This is a genomic window from Streptomyces sp. WMMC500 (assembly GCF_027497195.1).
GTDB lineage: Bacteria > Actinomycetota > Actinomycetes > Streptomycetales > Streptomycetaceae > Streptomyces.
Map to the genome: position 1 here is coordinate 836,688 of NZ_CP114905.1, position 16,388 is coordinate 853,075.

A 16,388-nucleotide genomic window follows, 5' to 3' on the forward strand; every position below is an offset into this window, starting at 1 on the left:
GAGGGCGGACGATGCGGGCGCTGCGGGCGGACGACCCGGACGAGCTGGGCGGGCACAGGCTGCTCGCCCGGCTCGGCGCGGGCGGCATGGGCGTGGTCTACCTGGCGCGCGGCGGCGACGGCGCGCTGGTGGCGCTGAAGGTCATCCGGCCGGAGCACGCCGCGAACCAGGCCTTCCGCGCCCGGTTCCGGCGCGAGGTGCGATTGGCGTCGGGACTGACGGGCCGCTGGGTGGTGCCGGTGACGGCGGCCGACGCCGAGGCCCGGGCGCCGTGGCTGGCCACGGCGTTCGTGCCGGGTCCCGCGCTGGTGGAGGCGGTGGACGGGTACGGGCCGCTGCCCCCGTACGCCGTCGCCTCGCTCGGCGCGCGGCTGGCGGAGGCGCTGGCGGAGGTGCACGCGGCGGGACTGGTGCACCGGGACGTCAAGCCGGGCAACGTGCTGCTCGCGCTCGACGGGCCGCGCCTGATCGACTTCGGCATCGCGCACGACTCCGGTGCGACGGCGCTGACGGCGCCCGACGCGGTGATCGGCACGCCCGGCTATCTCGCGCCGGAGCAGATCAGGACGGGCGGCCGGGCGGGGCCGCCGAGCGACGTGTTCGCGCTGGGGTGCGTGCTGGCGTACGCGGCCACGGGCCGCCGCCCGTACGGCACGGGCAACGCGGCGGCGGTCCTGTACCGCACGGTCCACGAGGCGCCGGACCTCGCGGGTCTGGAGAGGCTGCCGCGGGGGCTGCGGACCGCGATCACCGCCTGCCTGGCGAAGGCCCCGGACGACAGGCCCACCGCGGCGGAGTTGCGCACGACCCTGGCCACGGAGCCGGCTGCTGCAGCGGCCCCGGAGCCGGCGGCACCCGCCGACCCGCGCGTTCCCGCGCCCCCGCCGCCGGACGCGGCCACCCGGGTGCTGCGCGACGTCGCCCCGGCGGGACCGGCCTCGGAGACGCTGCCGTACGTCGAGGGCGATGCCGCAGGAGGGGGCGGGGAAGGCGGCGGGCCCGAAGGGCACCCGGGTGGGGATCCGCACGGGGGCGACCGGGCCGCGGAAGCCGGGGAGGCACACGCGAACGACCGGCACGCGGCCGGCACCGGCGATCCGCGCTCCCCCGGCGTAGGCGCAGCCGCGGGCCGCTCCGACGGCCCCGGTTCGCCCCCGGACGACCAGCCCGCGGACGTCCCCCGCGCCGGCTCCGGAGAACCGCCGGCCCCCGGCGTACGCGCGGCGGACGGGCCACGCGGACGCGCTCCGGCCGAACGCCCGCCCGGTGTCCCGACCGGCCCGGCGCCCGCGCCTGTTGCCGACCCGCCGAACTGGCTGCCCTCCCCGGTGCTGCGGCTCGTCGCCGAACGGTCCGCCCGGGCGCTCGACCCGCCGGTGCGGCAGACCGCCGTCGCCGACGCCGTGCCGGCCCCGGCGGTGGACACCACCGCGCCCGGGGGCGGCGGCCCCTCCCGGCGCCGGTTCCTCGTCGTCGGCGGGTCCGCCGCCGCCGTGCTCGCCGCCTCGGGAGCCGGGGCCGCCGCGCTCTTCGCCACGCGCGGCGGCGGCGGCAACGGCGGCGCCTCGCAGAGCCTGCCCACCCATGCCATCGCCGTGCACGCGGCCCTGACGGGCCCGCAGAAAGGGGCAGGCGTCGCCCAGGAGCGCGGCGCCCGGCTCGCCGTGGCGCGGCACAACGCCCGCGACGACGCCCGCTTCCGGCTCTCCCTCGTTCCGTACGACGACGGCGGCGAGCCCGGCCGGGCGCGGGACGTGGCGCGTCAGGTGCTGGCCGAGCGCGCCGTACGCGCGTTGCTCGGCCCGACCACGGTCGAGACCCTGCGCGTCGCGGTCCCGCTGTACGCGGAGGAGTCGATGGCCGCCGTGAACGTGTCGGTCGACGCCGCCGCGGCCGGGCTGTCCCGGATCGAGGCGCCGTCGCTGGTGAGCACCCGGCTGTCGGGCGCGTACCACGCGCACCCGATCCTCGACTACCTGACCCGGGTGCACGGCGTGGAGCGCACCGCCGTCGTGGAGGACCGGGCCGCGGGCGACGCGGTCCGGGGAGTGCTGACGACCTTTCGCGAGTCGCCGCCCTCGGAGGGCGAGGTGAGCTTCCACCCGGTTGCGGCGTCGGCCGGGTTCGAGTCCGCCGTCGCCGCGGCCCTGGCGGAGCGGCCCGAAGCGGTCGTCTTCGCCGGTGCCTCCGCGCAGCGCGGGGCGGCCTGTGCGCGCGCGCTCGCCGCGGCGGGATTCGACGGGCCGCGGACCACGTTCGAGCGGATGATGCGGCCGGAGTTCCTGCACGAGGCCGGGGAGGCGGCCGAGGGCTGGGTGTTCGGCGCGCCGTACACGGCGGCGGAGCAGGGGAAGTCCCGGGCGGCCCGGGACTTCACGGCCGCGTACCGCGAGCGCTACGAGGGGCCGCCGCCCCGATGGGCCGCCGAGGCGTACGACGCGGTGGGCCTGATCGCCGCCGCGCTCGACGCGCTGGGCGGCGGCGCGGAGATCGTGCCGGGCCAGGTCGCGGAGCGGATCGTGGAGCTGAACCACGCGGGCGTCGCCAAGCCGCTGCGCTTCACCGAGGATCTGTTGCACATGCTCCAGCCGGAGAAGTCGGCGTTCCTGTACGAGGTCCGGGACGGGGCCTTCCGCTTCCTCGGCCGCCACGACCAGGTCAAGTGATCATTCGAAACTTTCGACCCCCCCTCTGGAATTTTTGATCTTCATAACGCGTCGCCCGCGGGCTCACCTTGCCTCCTCCCGCCCGCCAGCGGCTTGAACTGCAACGACACCTGCCCCCCTCGACGTCACCCGGCAGCAATGTTTCGGAATCAACGTCGAAACTGTTGACACTCCCTTCCGGCGGTCCAACACTGGCGCACGACCCGTTCGGCCCCACCCTGGCCCGGCGGCAGGCCCTCCGCCTGCCGTCACGAGGAGGAAGAATGAACACGAACGGCACCCCCCACGGCGTGAGCCGCCGGCAGTTCGTCGGCCGCGCCGGCGCGGTCGCCCTCGGCGCGTCCGCGGCGACGCTCCTGCCCGCCGGAGCCGCGCACGCGCAGACCATCACGACCAACCAGACCGGCAACCACAACGGGTACTACTACTCGTTCTGGACCGACGCGCAGGGCACGGTCTCGATGACGATGGGCGGCGGCGGCAACTACAGCACCTCGTGGCGCAACACCGGCAACTTCGTCTGCGGCAAGGGCTGGAGCAACGGCAGCCGCCGCAACGTCGGCTACTCCGGCAGCTTCAGCCCGTCCGGCAACGGCTACCTCTGTCTCTACGGCTGGACCTCGAACCCGCTCGTCGAGTACTACATCGTCGACAGCTACGGCACCTACCGGCCCACCGGCGAGAACCGGGGCTCGGTCAGCAGCGACGGCGTCACGTACGACATCTACCGGACGATGCGCTACAACGCGCCGTCGGTCGAGGGCACCAGGGACTTCCCGCAGTTCTGGAGCGTCAACAGGTCCAAGCGGGTGGGCGGCACGATCAACACCGGCGCGCACTTCGACGCCTGGTCGCGGGCCGGGATGCAACTCGGCAACTTCAGCTACTACATGATCATGGCGACCGAGGGCTACCAGAGCAGCGGCAGCTCCAACATCAACGTCGGCTGACGCCCGGCACGGCACCGCGGTACGGGGAGAGTTCAGGGGAGGAGCGCACAGGAAAAGGCCGCGGGACCGGCCCGCACCGAGCCGGTCCCGCGGTCGTCTCACGTTCGCGCGGTCACTCCTTGATGCGCTCCCGGATCCAGACGCCGGCCTCCTTCAGCACGCCGGTGCCCGACCACTCGCTCCCGTCGCAGGTGCCCTCCTTGAACACCGCGCCCGAGCGGTGGTCGTCGGAGAAGTTCCAGTTGGTCCAGGAGATGCCCTTCTCCTTCATGAGGTCCAGGTACCGCTGCGACATGGCGAAGTCGTTCGCGCCCTCGCCGGCGTAGTTCTGGGTGCCGAACTCGGTGACGAAGACCGGGAGTTCGTCGGCGGCGCGGGAGAGCGTCTGCAGGTACTCGTCCCCGTGCGAGGCGGCGTAGAAGTGGAAGGTGTACATGATGTTGGCGGCGTCGACCGGGTTGTCGATCACCTCGCGCTCGTCCGCGCCGTCGGAGACGCCGAAGGAGGACCAGGCGCGGGTGCCGACGAGGACGACGCCGTCGGGGTCGTGCTGGCGGACGACGGGGATGATCTCCTCGGCGTACGACTTGACCGCTCCCCAGCCCACGCCGTTCGGCTCGTTGGCGATCTCGTAGAAGACGTTGGGCTGGTCCGCGTACTTGGTCGCCATGTCGGTGAAGAAGCGCTTGGCGAGGTCGGTGTTGGCGTTGGGGTCGCCGGGGCTGAGCTGGTGCCAGTCGATGACGGCGTACATGCCGCGCTCGATCGCCTGGTCGACGACGCGCTGGGCGAGGGCGGTGAACCGCTCGGGGTCGGTCTCGTAGCCGCCCTCCTGGACGTACGTGGACACGCGCAGCACGTCCGCGTCCCAGTCCTGCGCCAGCGCGTCGAGGGAGCCGTCCGTGAGGCACTGCTCATACCACTGGGTGCCGTGCGAGCTCATGCCGTTCAACTGGACGGCCTGGCCCTGCTCGTTGCACAGCGTGGTGTCGCAGACCGCCAGCCGGCCGTTCTCGGCGACGGGCGAGCCCGCCGGGGCCGCGGCGCGGGCGGCGGCCTGGGCCGCGGCCGTGTCGCGGGAGTCGCGGCCGGTCGCGGCGGAGTCCTCGTCGGCTCCGGCGCTGAGCTGCGGGGTGAGGGCGAACAGCAGCGCGGCGGTCGCGACGCTGGCGGAACCGAGCAGGAGGGGCTTGGTCCTTCGCATGGGGGGTCTCCAGTTTTGGGGGTGTGCCATCCGGAGCGCAGATGGGCGTGGCCGGAAAGCTAAGGTCCTTTCGGCACGCCGTCAAGACTGGAAGGAAACTTTCCTAACCACAGTGCGGGCGAGCCCGATGGTCCGGGCGGCGCACCGGAGTCGGGGTCCTCGCCCACACGGCCTCCCGGGCCCGGCCGGCCCGCCGCGGCCGGGCGCACGGCCGAGAGAGGGGCGCTGATATGCGACGGATTGCGCGGGGTCGTGGCGTGATGTGCCCGGGCACAGGGGCCGCTGACGGGGGGCGAATCAGCCGCGCGGATCGCCACCTGCTTGCATAATCGTCGGCATCGAACTGGAGGGGAACGCCAGTGCCATCCGACGGATGTCCGCGGTGCTTCGCACCGCTCAAGGAGGACGGCAGGCCGAGTTGTGCGTGTGCGGCGGACGCGGCGCAGGAATCGGATCCGCCGACGACCGGGACGCGCACCGAGCCCCGGCTGATCAGACCGTACGTCATGCGGGCGCCCGCGGTCGGCGGCGAGCAGGACGGGGAAGACGGGAGCAGACCGGGGCCCCGCGCCGAGCTGTTGCCGGTGCCGCGCGCGGCGTACCTGCCGCAGGTGGCGCCGAGAGGCACGGTCGCGCGCATCGAGAACGCCGCGGACACAGAGGACACAGAGGCCTCAGCGGACACAGAGGACGCCGGGAACGCCGAACCGGCGCCGGACTCCCCGGAGCCGGCCGCCGTCGGCGGCGGGCGGCGGGTGCGCCCCGCCGGGCTGCTGCTCGGAGCCGGCGGGGCGGCGGCGGTGATCGCCGGGCTGATCGTCACCGCCGGGCTGCTGACGGGCGGTTCGGAGTCGGACGACGCCGGGCGCCACCCGGGCGGGGTCAGCGCGGCGCCGTCCGGAGGCGGCGAGGCGGACGGCGGCCCGCTGGGCGGCGACGACGAGGGCGGCGCACCGGTGGACGGCGGGGGCGCACAGCCCGACGACCGCGCCGGCCGGGACCGCGGCGGCGACGGGGACGCGTCGGCGGACGGCCGCGGGACCGCGGACGACGGACGCGCCGCGGACGCCGAACCGGGCCGCGCGAACGGGCAGATCGGCTCGATCGCCCCCACGGCCCCGCCCGCCGACGGCACCCAGCACCCCCCGTCGTCCTCCGCCCCCACCGACGACTCCCCCCTGCCCACCGGCCCCCCGGTGCTCCGCCCCGGCGACTCCGGCGCCGAGGTGACCGAGTTGCAGCACCGGCTGCGCCAGGTCGGGCTCGGCCTGCTGCAGGCGGCGGACGGCGCGTACGACGACGGCGTACGCGCGAGTGTGCGCACCTTCCAGTCGGTCAACGGCCTGGAGGAGGACGAGCGCGGCGTCTACGGCCCGGAGACCCGGCGCGAGCTGGAGTCGCGCACCGACGAGCCCTGAGCCCCCGCCGGCCCCCGCCGGCCCCGCCGGTCTGACGAGGGCCGGCGGGGAGGTCCGGCCTTCTCGCCGACGGGCGCCGCTCGCCGGTCCGTCCGGCGCTGCCGGCTCCGCCGCGTCGGCGCAACGCCCTGTCCGCCTCCGCCCGGTGAGGCCCGCGGGCGTCCGCCCGCCCGGCTACTCCTTGCGGCGTAGCGCGGGTGCCTTCCGGCGTGGGACGCGGCCGCGCGGCCGGATCCGCCACGATTTCCGGCGTCGGACAGACGGCGGTGCGGACCCGAACGGGCCGCGGAGCGAGGGGGATCGGTCATGGCGGAAGCGACGCGGCGGGGAGTGCTCGGTGCGGTGGCGGGGGCGGCGGTGCTGAGCTGTGTGCCGCTGCGGGCGGCGACGGCGGCCGGTTCCGGGACGGACGGCCGCGCGGGGCTGCGGCGTTCCGGGACGGACGGCCGCGCGGGGCTGCGGCCCTTCGGGCTGACCGCCGGGCATCTCACCGACCCGCTCGGCATCGAGACCGCCGCCCCGCGGCTGGGCTGGCGGCTCGCCGCGCGCGGCGCCGGGCGGGCGCAGACGGCGTACCGGATCCTCGTCGCCACCGGACCGGGGCTGCCCGAGGGGGGTCGCGCGGACGTCTGGGACTCCGGGCGCGTCGAGTCCGCCGACCAGAGCGGCGTACGCTACGGCGGCCCGCCGCTGCGCCCGCGGACCCGCTACTACTGGGCCGTGGAGACCTGGGACGAGCGCGGCCGGCCCGGTCCGCGCAGCGAAGTCGCCCGGTTCGAGACGGCGTTGCCCGCCGGCGACGCCGGCTGGCGCGCCGCCGCGTGGATCGGCACCGGCGCCGACGTGGCCCGGCCCACCCGGGTCCTGCCCCCGGGCCCCGCCGGCCCCGACCCGCTGCGCCCCGGCGGCACCCTCGGCCAGCTCTTCGCGTCCGCGGGGCCGATGGCCGGGGTGACCGTCCTGCTGGAGGTGGCCGCGGGCGAGCCCGCCGGCTGCACCATGACGCTGCGCCGCGACGGACCGGACGGCGCGGTCGTCGCCGTGCGCGAGCTGACGGACCTGCGCGGCGACGCGTTCGGCAGCGCGCAGGGCCGCCTCGACCTCGGCGAACCCGCGGGCCCCGGCCGGTACTTCCTGCAGTTGTCCGCTGTCCGCGGCTCCGTCGGCTGGCAGACCGCCGCGTACACCCGCCCCGGCCAGGACGGCTACCCCGACGGCACCGCCTACGCCAACGGCGAGCCCGTGCCCGCCAAGGACCGCTGGCTGTGCACCATCCCGCCGCCCCCGCCCGCGAACCCGCTGCTGCGCACGGAGTTCCGCCTTCCCGGCGAGCCCGTCTCGGCCCGGCTGTACGTCACGGGGCTCGGTCACGCGGTGGCGAGGGTCAACGGCCGCCGCGTCGGCAGCCCTCGTATCGCAGCGCTCTCGCCGGTGGCCACCGACTACGACCGCCGGCTGCTCTACACCACCCACGACGTCACCGCCCTGCTGCGCCGCGGCGGCAACGCGCTCGGCGTCGCGCTCGGCCGCGGCGCCTTCGCGACCCGCTCGCCCGACACCGACGGCACGAACCTCGCCCGCTGGGTCGCCGAGCCCCGGCTGCGCGCCCGCTTGGAGGTCACCCTCGCCGGCGGCCAGCGCGTGACCGTCGCCACCGGGCCCGGCTGGACGTGGGCCGACGGGCCCACGACCTACGAGGGTCTGCACGCCGGCGAGTCGTACGACGCCCGCCGTGCCGCGGCGCTCGCCGGCTGGGACAGGCCCGGGTACGCCGCCCGGGGCTGGCGTCGCGCCGTCGAGGTGCCCGGTCCCGGGGGTGCGCCCGAGGCGTATCCCGGCGTGCACACCCGCGCCGGCACCCCGGTGCGGCCGGCCCGGGTCACGGCCCCCGCCGAGGGCGTGCGACTGCTGGACTTCGGGGCGGTGCTGACCGGCTGGGTGCGGCTGCGCGGCCGGCTGCCCGCCGGCGCGCGGGTGCGCTTCCGCTACGGCGAGCGGCTGGGCGACGACGGCCGCGTCCACGCGGGCACGCCGGGCGGGGTGGAGAACATCGCGGTCGACGGGCGGCTGCAGGTGGACGAGTACACGGCGACCGGCCGCGGGATCGAGGAGTGGCAGCCGTCGTTCAGCTACAAGGGCTTCCAGTACGTCGAGGTCACCGGCGCCCCGCCGGGGCTCGACGTGGTGGCGGTGCCGGTGGCGAGCGAGGTGGCCGGGACCATGGACCTCGCGCTGGACCACCCCGAACTGCAGTGGATCGCCGACGCGTTCGGGCGCACGGCGCGCAACGGTCTGCTCGGCTACCCGGGGGTGTCGCCGTACACGAAGGCCGGCTGGTTCGGCGCGGCCCGCAACGCGGCGGTGCCGACGCTCCACCGGTTCGGCGTGGCGCGGCTGTTCGGCCACTGGCTGGACGACATCCGGGCGGCGCAGGCCCCGTCCGGGGCGCTGCCGCTGCTCGCGCCGCTGGGCGCCGACGCCGCGCCGGTGCCGGTCTCGCCGTCGTACACGAGCCTGTACCCCCATCTGGTGCGGCGGTTCTGGATGGCGTACGGGGACGCGTCCGTGCCCGCGAAGCACTTCGAGCCGGTGGGCCGCTATCTGGAATGGCTGCTCGCGGCGCTCGCGGAGCAGGGCGACATCCTGGACGACGTCTTCGGCGACTGGTACCCGCCCGGCAAGGCGGTCGGCGACCACCCGCGCGGGCCGGAGGGGGGCCGGCTGGTCGGCACGGCGTACGCGGTGCAGAGTCTGCGCGACGGCGTGGCGCTGGCCGGGCTGCTCGGCGACGAGGGGACGGCGGGGCGCTGGCGGGCGGGAGCGGAGCGCGTGGTGCGGCGGTTCAACGAGGAGTTCCTGGACGCCGCCGCGGGCGTCTACCGCACCGACCGGGAGGCCGGCTACCGGCAGGCCAGCAACGCGATCCCGCTGGCCCTGGACCTGGTGCCGGCGCGCCACCGGGCCGCGGTCGCCGGGAACCTGGCGGCCCGGGTGGAGGCGAACGGCCGGGCGTTCGACACCGGTTCGATGGGCACGGGCGCGCTGGTGTACGCGCTGTCCGACCACGGCAGGCACGACCTGGCGGTGGCGGTGCTGGGCAGGTCGGCGTATCCGTCGTACGGATATCTGCGCGGCCTCGGCGCGACGACGTTCTGGGAGTCGTGGGAGCGGCACTCGCGCGGGCGCAACGACACGACGGTCGGCGCTCCGGCGGCCTGGCTGGTGGAGCGGGCGGCGGGTGCGGAGGCGCTGGCGCCGGGCTGGGCGCGGTTCCGGGTGGCGCCGCGGCCGTACGGGGCGCTGCCGGCGGCGGGCGTGGCGCTGGACACGGTGCGCGGCCGGGTCGCGGTCCGGTGGCGGCGTACGGGGCGGGAGCTGGCGCTCGCCGTGGAGGTGCCGGTCAACGCGGTGGCGGAGGTGGAGCTGCCCGACGGCAGGCGGGTGAAGCGTGGGTCGGGGCGGCACCGGTTCGCCTGCGCCGTCCCGGAGTGAGGAGCCTGTGACGGCAAACCCCGCGGCAACTCCCGTCGTGGCCGCGGGGGTTGCCGCCGCAGTCGCCCTGCCTTAGATTGCGTTCACCATCTTGAACGATGGATCACGACGTGAACCAGGGGCCTGGACACGCGAAGGCGAGGAGAGGCCACCGTGGGCATACCCAGCGCCGGTCACGACGCCGCGGCGACCGCGGAGTTCCGCGAGTTCTTCGAGCACCACTACGCCGAACTCGCGCGCCTGGCGAACTCGTTGAGCGGGGAGGCGGACGGCGCCGACGACGTGGCGGCCGACGCGCTGGCCGCGCTCTGGCACCGCTGGGACCGGGTGCGCGCCGCCGACCACCCGGCCGCGTACGCCCGCGGGGTCGTCGCCAACCTCGTCCGCAGCCGCATCCGCAGCGCCGTACGCGAACGCCGCCGCATCGCGCTGTACTGGACCGACGGCCACGAGCGCGTCGAAGGCCCGGACGTGCCCGCGGTCGTGGACGTCCGCGAGGCGCTGCGCGGGCTGACCTTCCGCAAGCGCGCCTGCGTCGTCCTGCGCCACGCCTTCGACCTCTCCGAGCGCGAGACGGCGCACACCCTGGGCATCTCGGTGGGCACCGTGAAGAGCCAGACCGCCAAGGGCGTGGCGCAGTTGGAAGAGGCGCTGGGCGGCGGGGCTCAGCCGGCGCCGGGCCGGGTACGCCGGGCGTAGGCGCGCGCGGCGCGGGCGCGGTCGCCGCAGCGGGTGGAGCACCAGTGGCGGCGGCCGTGGCGCAGCAGGTAGCGGTTGCAGGGGCTGGAGCCGCAGGGGGTGAGGCGTGCCGCGTCGGGGCCGGTGAGCAGGTCGGCCGCGTCGGCGGCGAGGACGGCCAGCGCGCGGTCGAGGATCTCGTTGACGGGGCACGGCGCCGCCCGGTACGGGCCGTTCTTCTCGTCCCAGTACAGCAGCGCGGCCGTGGGGGCGCGGCTCAGCGCGTCGTTGACGGCGGCCAGCGCCGCCGGCAGGGCGGGCAGCCCTTCGGCGCGGGCGGCGAAGAGCGCGCGCAGGTGCTCTCGCAGCGAGCGCAACTGCGCCGCGCACATCTCCCGGATCCCGGCGTCCGCCGGGGCGAGGCCGTGCGCGGTCAGCCAGCGATTGGCACTGGCGGGGGTCCCGAGCAGATCGGTGAAGTGCCCGCCCGGCAGCGCCATGGCGCTGTTGACGAAGTCGAGCGACAGATGGTCCGCCGCCCCGGGCGCGGGGGTGGCGGCGAGGTCGCCGGTCGGGCTCTCAGGCATACGTCTCATGGTACGGGTTGCCGTCATCCGTGAGTCGAGGCTATGGTTCCTCACGGATAATCACCTAGTCATCCGTGAGGTTTTCATGGCCGGAGCCGGCACGACCGCCGAGCAGTTCCCCGTACGCGTCCTCGGCGGCCCCACCGCCTTCTTCGAGTACGGCGGCCTCGGCTTCCTGACCGATCCCACCTTCGACCAGCCCCGCGACTACGAGGTGCCGGGCGGGGCGCTGACCAAGACCGCGCCCCCCGCGGCGGCGCCGACGGGGCTGGGCCGTATCGACGTGGTCCTGCTCTCCCACGACGAACACCCCGACAACCTCGACGAGGCCGGCCGGGCGCTGCTCGCCGGCGTCCCCCTGACGCTGACCACGCCCGGCGGAGGCAAGCGGCTGGGCGCGGGGGCCCGCGGCCTGGCCGACTGGGAGACCGCCGAGGTGGCGCGGCCGGGCGGCGGCACGGTCACGGTCACGGCCGTACCCGCCGTGCACGGGCCGGAGCCGCGCGCGGTGGTGGAGGCGGCGATCGGGGAGGTCGTCGGGTTCGTGCTGACCGGCGCGGGGCTGCCCGTCGTCTACGTCAGCGGCGACAACGCCTCGGCGGCGGCGGTCGCCCGGACCGCCGAGCGGTTCGGGCCGGTGGACACCGCGATCCTGTTCGCCGGCGCACCGCGGATCCCGGTCCTCTTCGGCGGCGAGCCGCTGGTCCTGGACAGCGCGGGGGCGGCGGACGCGGCCCGGGTGCTCGGCGCCCGCAGGGTGGTGCCCGTCCACTACGACAGTTGGTCGCACTTCACGGAGGGCCGCGACGAACTGGCCGCCGCCTTCGCGGCGGCCGGGATGCGGGACCGGCTCGACTGGGGGCTGCGGGGCTGACCCCGCGGTCGTGGCCGGCACCCCGCGCGCGGTGCGGCCGGACGCCGCCCGTACCGTCGGCGCCGTACGACAGCATCGCGCACCCGTCGCGCGCTCGAACGAAGGAAACCCCAGGTGACCACCACCGCGCCCGCTCCGCCCGCCCTCCGCACGCGGGCCCGCGCGCAGCGCCGTGCCCTCATCGTCCTGTTCGCCGCCCAGGTCCTCAGCGGCGCCGGCCTTGCGGCGGGCGTGGTCAACGGCGCGCTCCTCGCCCAGGACATGCTCGGCTCCACGGGCCTGGCCGGGCTGCTCGCCGCGCTGGCCACCGCCGGTGCCGCGCTGGCGGCGGCCGTCGTCGGACGGCTCTCCGACGCGTACGGCCGCCGCCCCGGGCTGGCCGCGGGGTATCTCACCGGCGCCGTCGGCGGCGCGGGCGTCGTCGCGGCGGCGGTCGCCGGCAGCCCCGCGCTGCTGTTCGCGGCCATGGTCGTCTACGGCGCGGGCACCGCCACCAACCTCCTCGCCCGTTACGCGGGCGCCGACCTGGCGGCGCCCGCGTACCGCGCCCGCGCCGTGTCCACCGTGCTCGTCGCCACCACCCTGGGCGGTGTGGCCGGCCCCAACCTGGCCGTGCCCGCCGGTGATCTGGGCGTGGCGCTCGGCGTCCCCCGGCTGGCCGGGCTGTTCCTCGTCTCGGCCGCCGCGTACGGCGCCGCCGCCCTGGTGCTGGCGGTGTGGCTACGCCCCGACCCGCTGCTGCTGGCACGCGAACTCGACGCGGCGGAGGACGCCGCCGCGGCGTCCTCGCCCGAGGAGCCGACGGTGCCGGCGAATGCGACGGTGCCGGCGAAGCCGCGGCCGGCCGGCCGGCGCGGCTCCGGCGTGCTGCCGGGAGCGCTGGTGATGGTCGTCACCCAGCTCGTCATGGTCGCGATCATGACGATGACGCCGGTCCACATGCACGACCACGGCCACGGCACCGCCGCCTCCGGCCTCGTCATCGCCGTCCACATCGGCGCGATGTACCTGCCCGCCCCGCTGTCCGGCTGGCTCGTGGACCGCCGCGGACCGCTCGTCGTCGCCGCCGCCGCGGGGCTCGCCATGCTGGCCGCGGGGGTGGTCGCCGCCACCACCGCCGAGTCCACCGCCGTGTTCGCGGTGGCGCTCGGGCTGCTGGGGGTGGGCTGGAGCCTGGGGCTCGTCAGCGGCACGGCGATGGTCACCGACGCCCTGCCACCGGCCGGCCGGGCCCGTACCCAGGGGCTGGTCGACGTCGCGATATCGGCCGCGGGGGCCGGCGGCGGCCTGGCGTCGGGCGCGGTGGTCGCGACCGCCGGCTATCCCCTGCTGACGATCGGCGGCGGGATCCTCGCCCTCGCGGTCGTGCCCGCCGCCGTGGCCGCCGCGCCCCACCGACGGCGAGGTCAGCCGACGTTGACGCCGTAGTCCGTGGCGATGCCGTGCAGTCCCGAGGCGTACCCCTGGCCGACGGCGCGGAACTTCCACTCCCCGCCGCGGCGGTACAGCTCGCCGAAGACCATCGCGGTCTCGGTCGAGGCGTCCTCGCTCAGGTCGAAGCGGACGAGCTCGACGCCGTCGCTGCGGTTGACGACCCGGATGAAGGCGTTGCTGACCTGGCCGAAGTTCTGCCCGCGCAGATCGGCGTCGTGGATGGACACGGGGAAGACGATCTTCTCGACCTGCATCGGGACCAGGCTGAGGTCCACGTTGATCGACTCGTCGTCGCCGTCGCCCTCGCCGGTGAGGTTGTCGCCGGTGTGCTCGACCGAACCGTCCGGGCTGGTGAGGTTGTTGTAGAAGACGAAATGCAGGTCGGACAGCACCTTCCCGGACGCGCCGCACATCAGCGCCGAGGCGTCCAGGTCGTGGGCCGCGCCCGTCGTGGTGCGCACATCCCAGCCGAGCCCCACGGTCACGGCCGTCAGTCCCGGTGCCTCCTTGCTGAGCGAGACGTTGCCGCCCTTGGCCAGGGAAACTCCCACGATCACCCCTCCACCTCTGGTGTCCCGTCGCCACCCTACAGGCGGTCGGCACACGTCCGGACGGCTTCGTCGTACGCCGTACGGGACCATCCTCCCGGCACGCGCGGCGGACGCCCTCAGGTGCGGGCACGCTGGGTGACGGCGATACAGGCCAGGACGATCACCGCGGTCAACGGGGCGAGGGGGGCGAGGTGTTCGCCCATGAGCAGGACCGACCAGACGAGGGTGAGCAGCGGCTGGGCGAGCTGGATCTGGCTCGCCCGCGGCACCCCGACGGCGGCCATGCCGCGGTACCACAGCACGAACCCGCCGAACTGCGCCACCGCCGCGAGGTACGCCAGGCCCGCCGCCGCCTGCGCGGTCGCGTGCAGGGGTTCGCGCGGCAGCGCCAGCGCGGTGACGAGGGCGGTGACGGGCAGGGCGGCGACGCAGCCCCAGGCGATGACCTGCCAGCCGGGCATGTGCCCGGCGAGCCGGCCGCCCTGGGCGTAGCCGGCCGCGCACAGCGGCAGCGCGCCGAAGAGGTACAGGTCGCCGGTGCCGGGCAGGCCGCGGCTCTGGCTCAGCGTGAAGGCGAGCACCGCGAGGGCGCCGGCGCCGGCGGCGGTCCAGAACGTACGCGACGGGCGGCGGCCGGTCAGCACGGCGGAGCAGGCGGCGGTGGCCAGCGGCAGCACCCCGATGACCACGGCGGAGTGCCCGGTGGTGGAGGTCGTCAGCGCGAGCGTGGTCAGCAGGGGGAAGCCGAGCACGCAGCCGCCGGCGACGGTCAGCAGCGCGGCCAGGTCGCGCCGCGGCGGGACCGGCGCACGGGCGGCGAAGAGACAGCCCGCGGCGAGCAGCCCGGCCAGCAGGCCGCGCAGGCCCGTGGCCGTCCAGGGGCCGAGCCCGTCCAGGGCCCAGACGGTGGCGGGGAAGCTGAAGGAGAAGGACACCACGGCGAGGGCGGCCACGAGCGTGCCGGAGCGGACCGCTATCGACGTCGGAAGAGTAGCGCTATCTTGTTCTGTCATGAATGACAGTAGCAGTGTTGCCCAGTTGGTCACGGCCCTGCGCGACGAGCTGAGCCGCTACTCCCCCAACGAGAAGCTGCCCTCCAGCCGGGCGCTCGTCGCCCGCCACCGGGTGAGTCCCGTGACGGTCTCCCGCGCCATCGCGGCCCTGACCGCCGAGGGGCTGGTGACCAGCCGGCCGGGCGCCGGGGTGTTCAAGGCTCCCGCCCGCCGGCCCCCGCGCGCCCCCGGCGACGTCTCGTGGCAGGAGGTGGCCCTGTCCGCGGACCCGCCGCACGCCGCCGTCGACACCGGCCCGCGCGCCGCCGACGCGGCGGGCGTGCTGGCCACGCTCGCCGCGCCGCCGCCGGAGGTCGTCGACCTCAGCGGCGGCTACCCGCACGCCTCGCTGCGCCCGGAGCGGGCGCTGGCCGGGGCCCTGGCCCGGGCAGGCCGGCGGCCCGGCACCTGGTCCCGGCCGCCGGTCGCGGGCCTGGCCGAGCTGCGGGACTGGTTCGCCCGCGACATCGGCGGCCCGGCGGGGCCGCTCGGCGCCGCCGACGTGCTCGTCACCGCCGGCGGGCAGAGCGGGCTGAGCACCGCGCTGCGGGCGCTGGCGGCCCCCGGCTCCCCGGTGCTGGTCGAGTCCCCCACGTACCCGGGGCTGCTCGCCATCGCCAGGGCCGCGGGGCTGCGGCCCGTACCGGTGCCGCTCGACGCGGACGGCGTACGGGCCGACCTGCTGGCCGAGGCCTTCGCCGCGACCCGCGCCCGGGTGTTCGTCTGCCAGCCGCTGTTCCACAACCCCACCGGGGCCGTGCTCGCGCCCGAGCGGCGCACGGCCGTGCTCGACACCGCCCGCGCCGCCGGGGCGTTCGTCGTCGAGGACGACTTCGCCCGCCGGCTCGCGCACACCGACGCCGCGCCGCCGCCTCCCCCGCTGGCCGCCGAGGACCCGGACGGCGTGGTGGTGCACGTCCGTTCGCTGACCAAGGCGGCCTCACCGAGCCTGCGGGTCGGGGCGCTGTCGGCGCGCGGCCCGGTGCTGGAGCGGCTGCGCGCGGTCCAGATCGTCGACAGCCTCTTCGTGCCCCGCCCGCTGCAGGAGACCGCGCTCGAGCTCGTCGGCTCCCCCGCCTGGGCCGGCCATCTGCGCGCGCTCGCCGGCGCGTTGCGCGAGCGCCGCACCGCCGTGCTGGCCGAGCTGCGGGCCGAACTGCCCGGCCTCGTACCGGACCGGCCGCCGCTCGGCGGGTACCACCTGTGGCTGCGACTGCCGGACGGCGCCGACGAGGCGGCGGTGGCCGCGGCGGCGCTACGCCACGGCGTCGCGGTGACCGCCGGCGCCCCGTACTTCACGGCCGAGGCGCCGGCGCCCCACCTGCGGCTGAGCTACGCCGCGGGCGAGGGCACCTCGCAGGTGCGCGACGGCGTGCGCCGGCTGCGCCGCGCGTTCCCCGCCGACTCGCCGCTCGCGGGCGGCGGCCGGCCGGCGGGCGGGGGCTGAGTCGCGCGCGGGGGCTGACGCGTGGGCGCCTGAGA

The 16,388-nt window shown here is 76.3% G+C and carries 11 protein-coding genes and 1 pseudogene; 8 read left to right on the forward strand and 4 right to left on the reverse strand.

Going from position 1 to position 16,388, the window contains the following annotated elements; translation table 11 throughout:
- The first annotated feature begins 11 nt into the window (after window positions 1–11).
- Both O7599_RS03415 and O7599_RS03420 read left to right on the forward strand, forming a co-directional pair.
- Window positions 12–2,666, forward strand: coding sequence for a bifunctional serine/threonine-protein kinase/ABC transporter substrate-binding protein (locus tag O7599_RS03415; RefSeq protein ID WP_281620577.1), 2,655 nt, complete (start codon window positions 12–14; stop codon window positions 2,664–2,666).
- A 263-nt stretch (window positions 2,667–2,929) separates the two neighbouring features.
- Complete coding sequence (locus O7599_RS03420) at window positions 2,930–3,616, forward strand: glycoside hydrolase family 11 protein (RefSeq protein WP_281620578.1); 687 nt, start codon at window positions 2,930–2,932, stop codon at window positions 3,614–3,616.
- 112 nt (window positions 3,617–3,728) lie between these two features.
- Here the strand turns inward: O7599_RS03420 and O7599_RS03425 are convergent, their stop codons facing one another.
- Complete coding sequence (locus O7599_RS03425; RefSeq protein ID WP_281620579.1) at window positions 3,729–4,820, reverse strand: glycoside hydrolase family 5 protein; 1,092 nt, start codon at window positions 4,818–4,820, stop codon at window positions 3,729–3,731.
- A 506-nt stretch (window positions 4,821–5,326) separates the two neighbouring features.
- On the opposite strand from O7599_RS03425, the gene O7599_RS03430 reads away from it, so the two are divergent.
- The 3 genes from O7599_RS03430 (at window position 5,327) to O7599_RS03440 (ending at window position 10,429) form a co-directional block, all read left to right on the forward strand.
- Window positions 5,327–6,238: a peptidoglycan-binding protein gene (locus O7599_RS03430; protein WP_281620580.1), complete on the forward strand. Its 912-nt coding sequence runs from the start codon at window positions 5,327–5,329 to the stop codon at window positions 6,236–6,238.
- A gap of 306 nt (window positions 6,239–6,544) precedes the next feature.
- The gene (locus tag O7599_RS03435) at window positions 6,545–9,730 is read left to right on the forward strand and encodes an alpha-L-rhamnosidase (protein ID WP_281620581.1); all 3,186 of its coding nucleotides are present in this window, start codon (window positions 6,545–6,547) and stop codon (window positions 9,728–9,730) included.
- A gap of 153 nt (window positions 9,731–9,883) precedes the next feature.
- A complete protein-coding gene (locus O7599_RS03440) occupies window positions 9,884–10,429 on the forward strand; it encodes a SigE family RNA polymerase sigma factor (RefSeq protein WP_281620582.1) in 546 nt (181 codons plus the stop codon).
- Here O7599_RS03440 and O7599_RS03445 read toward each other — a convergent pair.
- Window positions 10,396–10,995 carry an ABATE domain-containing protein gene (locus tag O7599_RS03445; protein ID WP_281620583.1) on the reverse strand — a complete coding sequence of 200 codons (600 nt, stop codon included), beginning with the start codon at window positions 10,993–10,995 and terminating at the stop codon, window positions 10,396–10,398. The genes O7599_RS03440 and O7599_RS03445 overlap by 34 nt on opposite strands.
- Before the next feature lie 85 nt (window positions 10,996–11,080).
- On the opposite strand from O7599_RS03445, the gene O7599_RS03450 reads away from it, so the two are divergent.
- A complete protein-coding gene (locus tag O7599_RS03450; RefSeq protein ID WP_281620584.1) occupies window positions 11,081–11,869 on the forward strand; it encodes an MBL fold metallo-hydrolase in 789 nt (262 codons plus the stop codon).
- Window positions 11,870–11,956: 87 nt separating this feature from the next.
- A pseudogene (locus O7599_RS03455) lies at window positions 11,957–13,297 on the forward strand (MFS transporter); the annotation flags it as partial.
- Here the strand turns inward: O7599_RS03455 and O7599_RS03460 are convergent.
- Together O7599_RS03460 and O7599_RS03465 are read right to left on the reverse strand one after the other, a co-directional pair.
- A complete protein-coding gene (locus O7599_RS03460) occupies window positions 13,276–13,854 on the reverse strand; it encodes a TerD family protein (RefSeq protein WP_281623266.1) in 579 nt (192 codons plus the stop codon). The pseudogene O7599_RS03455 and the gene O7599_RS03460 overlap by 22 nt on opposite strands.
- 116 nt (window positions 13,855–13,970) lie before the next feature.
- Window positions 13,971–14,792, reverse strand: coding sequence for a DMT family transporter (locus O7599_RS03465; RefSeq protein WP_348652619.1), 822 nt, complete (start codon window positions 14,790–14,792; stop codon window positions 13,971–13,973).
- 73 nt (window positions 14,793–14,865) lie between these two features.
- Between O7599_RS03465 and O7599_RS03470 the strand changes: the two genes are divergently transcribed.
- Window positions 14,866–16,353, forward strand: coding sequence for a PLP-dependent aminotransferase family protein (locus O7599_RS03470; RefSeq protein WP_281620586.1), 1,488 nt, complete (start codon window positions 14,866–14,868; stop codon window positions 16,351–16,353).
- The last annotated feature ends 35 nt before the right edge of the window (window positions 16,354–16,388 follow it).

Bases quoted from the DNA above. Each gene is read 5' to 3' on its own strand.
- O7599_RS03415 (WP_281620577.1), top strand. From the start codon at position 12: ATGCGGGCGCTGCGGGCGGACGACCCGGACGAGCTGGGCGGGCACAGG.
- O7599_RS03420 (WP_281620578.1), top strand. From the start codon at position 2,930: ATGAACACGAACGGCACCCCCCACGGCGTGAGCCGCCGGCAGTTCGTC.
- O7599_RS03425 (WP_281620579.1), bottom strand. From the start codon at position 4,820: ATGCGAAGGACCAAGCCCCTCCTGCTCGGTTCCGCCAGCGTCGCGACC.
- O7599_RS03430 (WP_281620580.1), top strand. From the start codon at position 5,327: ATGCGGGCGCCCGCGGTCGGCGGCGAGCAGGACGGGGAAGACGGGAGC.
- O7599_RS03435 (WP_281620581.1), top strand. From the start codon at position 6,545: ATGGCGGAAGCGACGCGGCGGGGAGTGCTCGGTGCGGTGGCGGGGGCG.
- O7599_RS03445 (WP_281620583.1), bottom strand. From the start codon at position 10,995: ATGCCTGAGAGCCCGACCGGCGACCTCGCCGCCACCCCCGCGCCCGGG.
- O7599_RS03450 (WP_281620584.1), top strand. From the start codon at position 11,081: ATGGCCGGAGCCGGCACGACCGCCGAGCAGTTCCCCGTACGCGTCCTC.
- O7599_RS03470 (WP_281620586.1), top strand. From the start codon at position 14,866: ATGAATGACAGTAGCAGTGTTGCCCAGTTGGTCACGGCCCTGCGCGAC.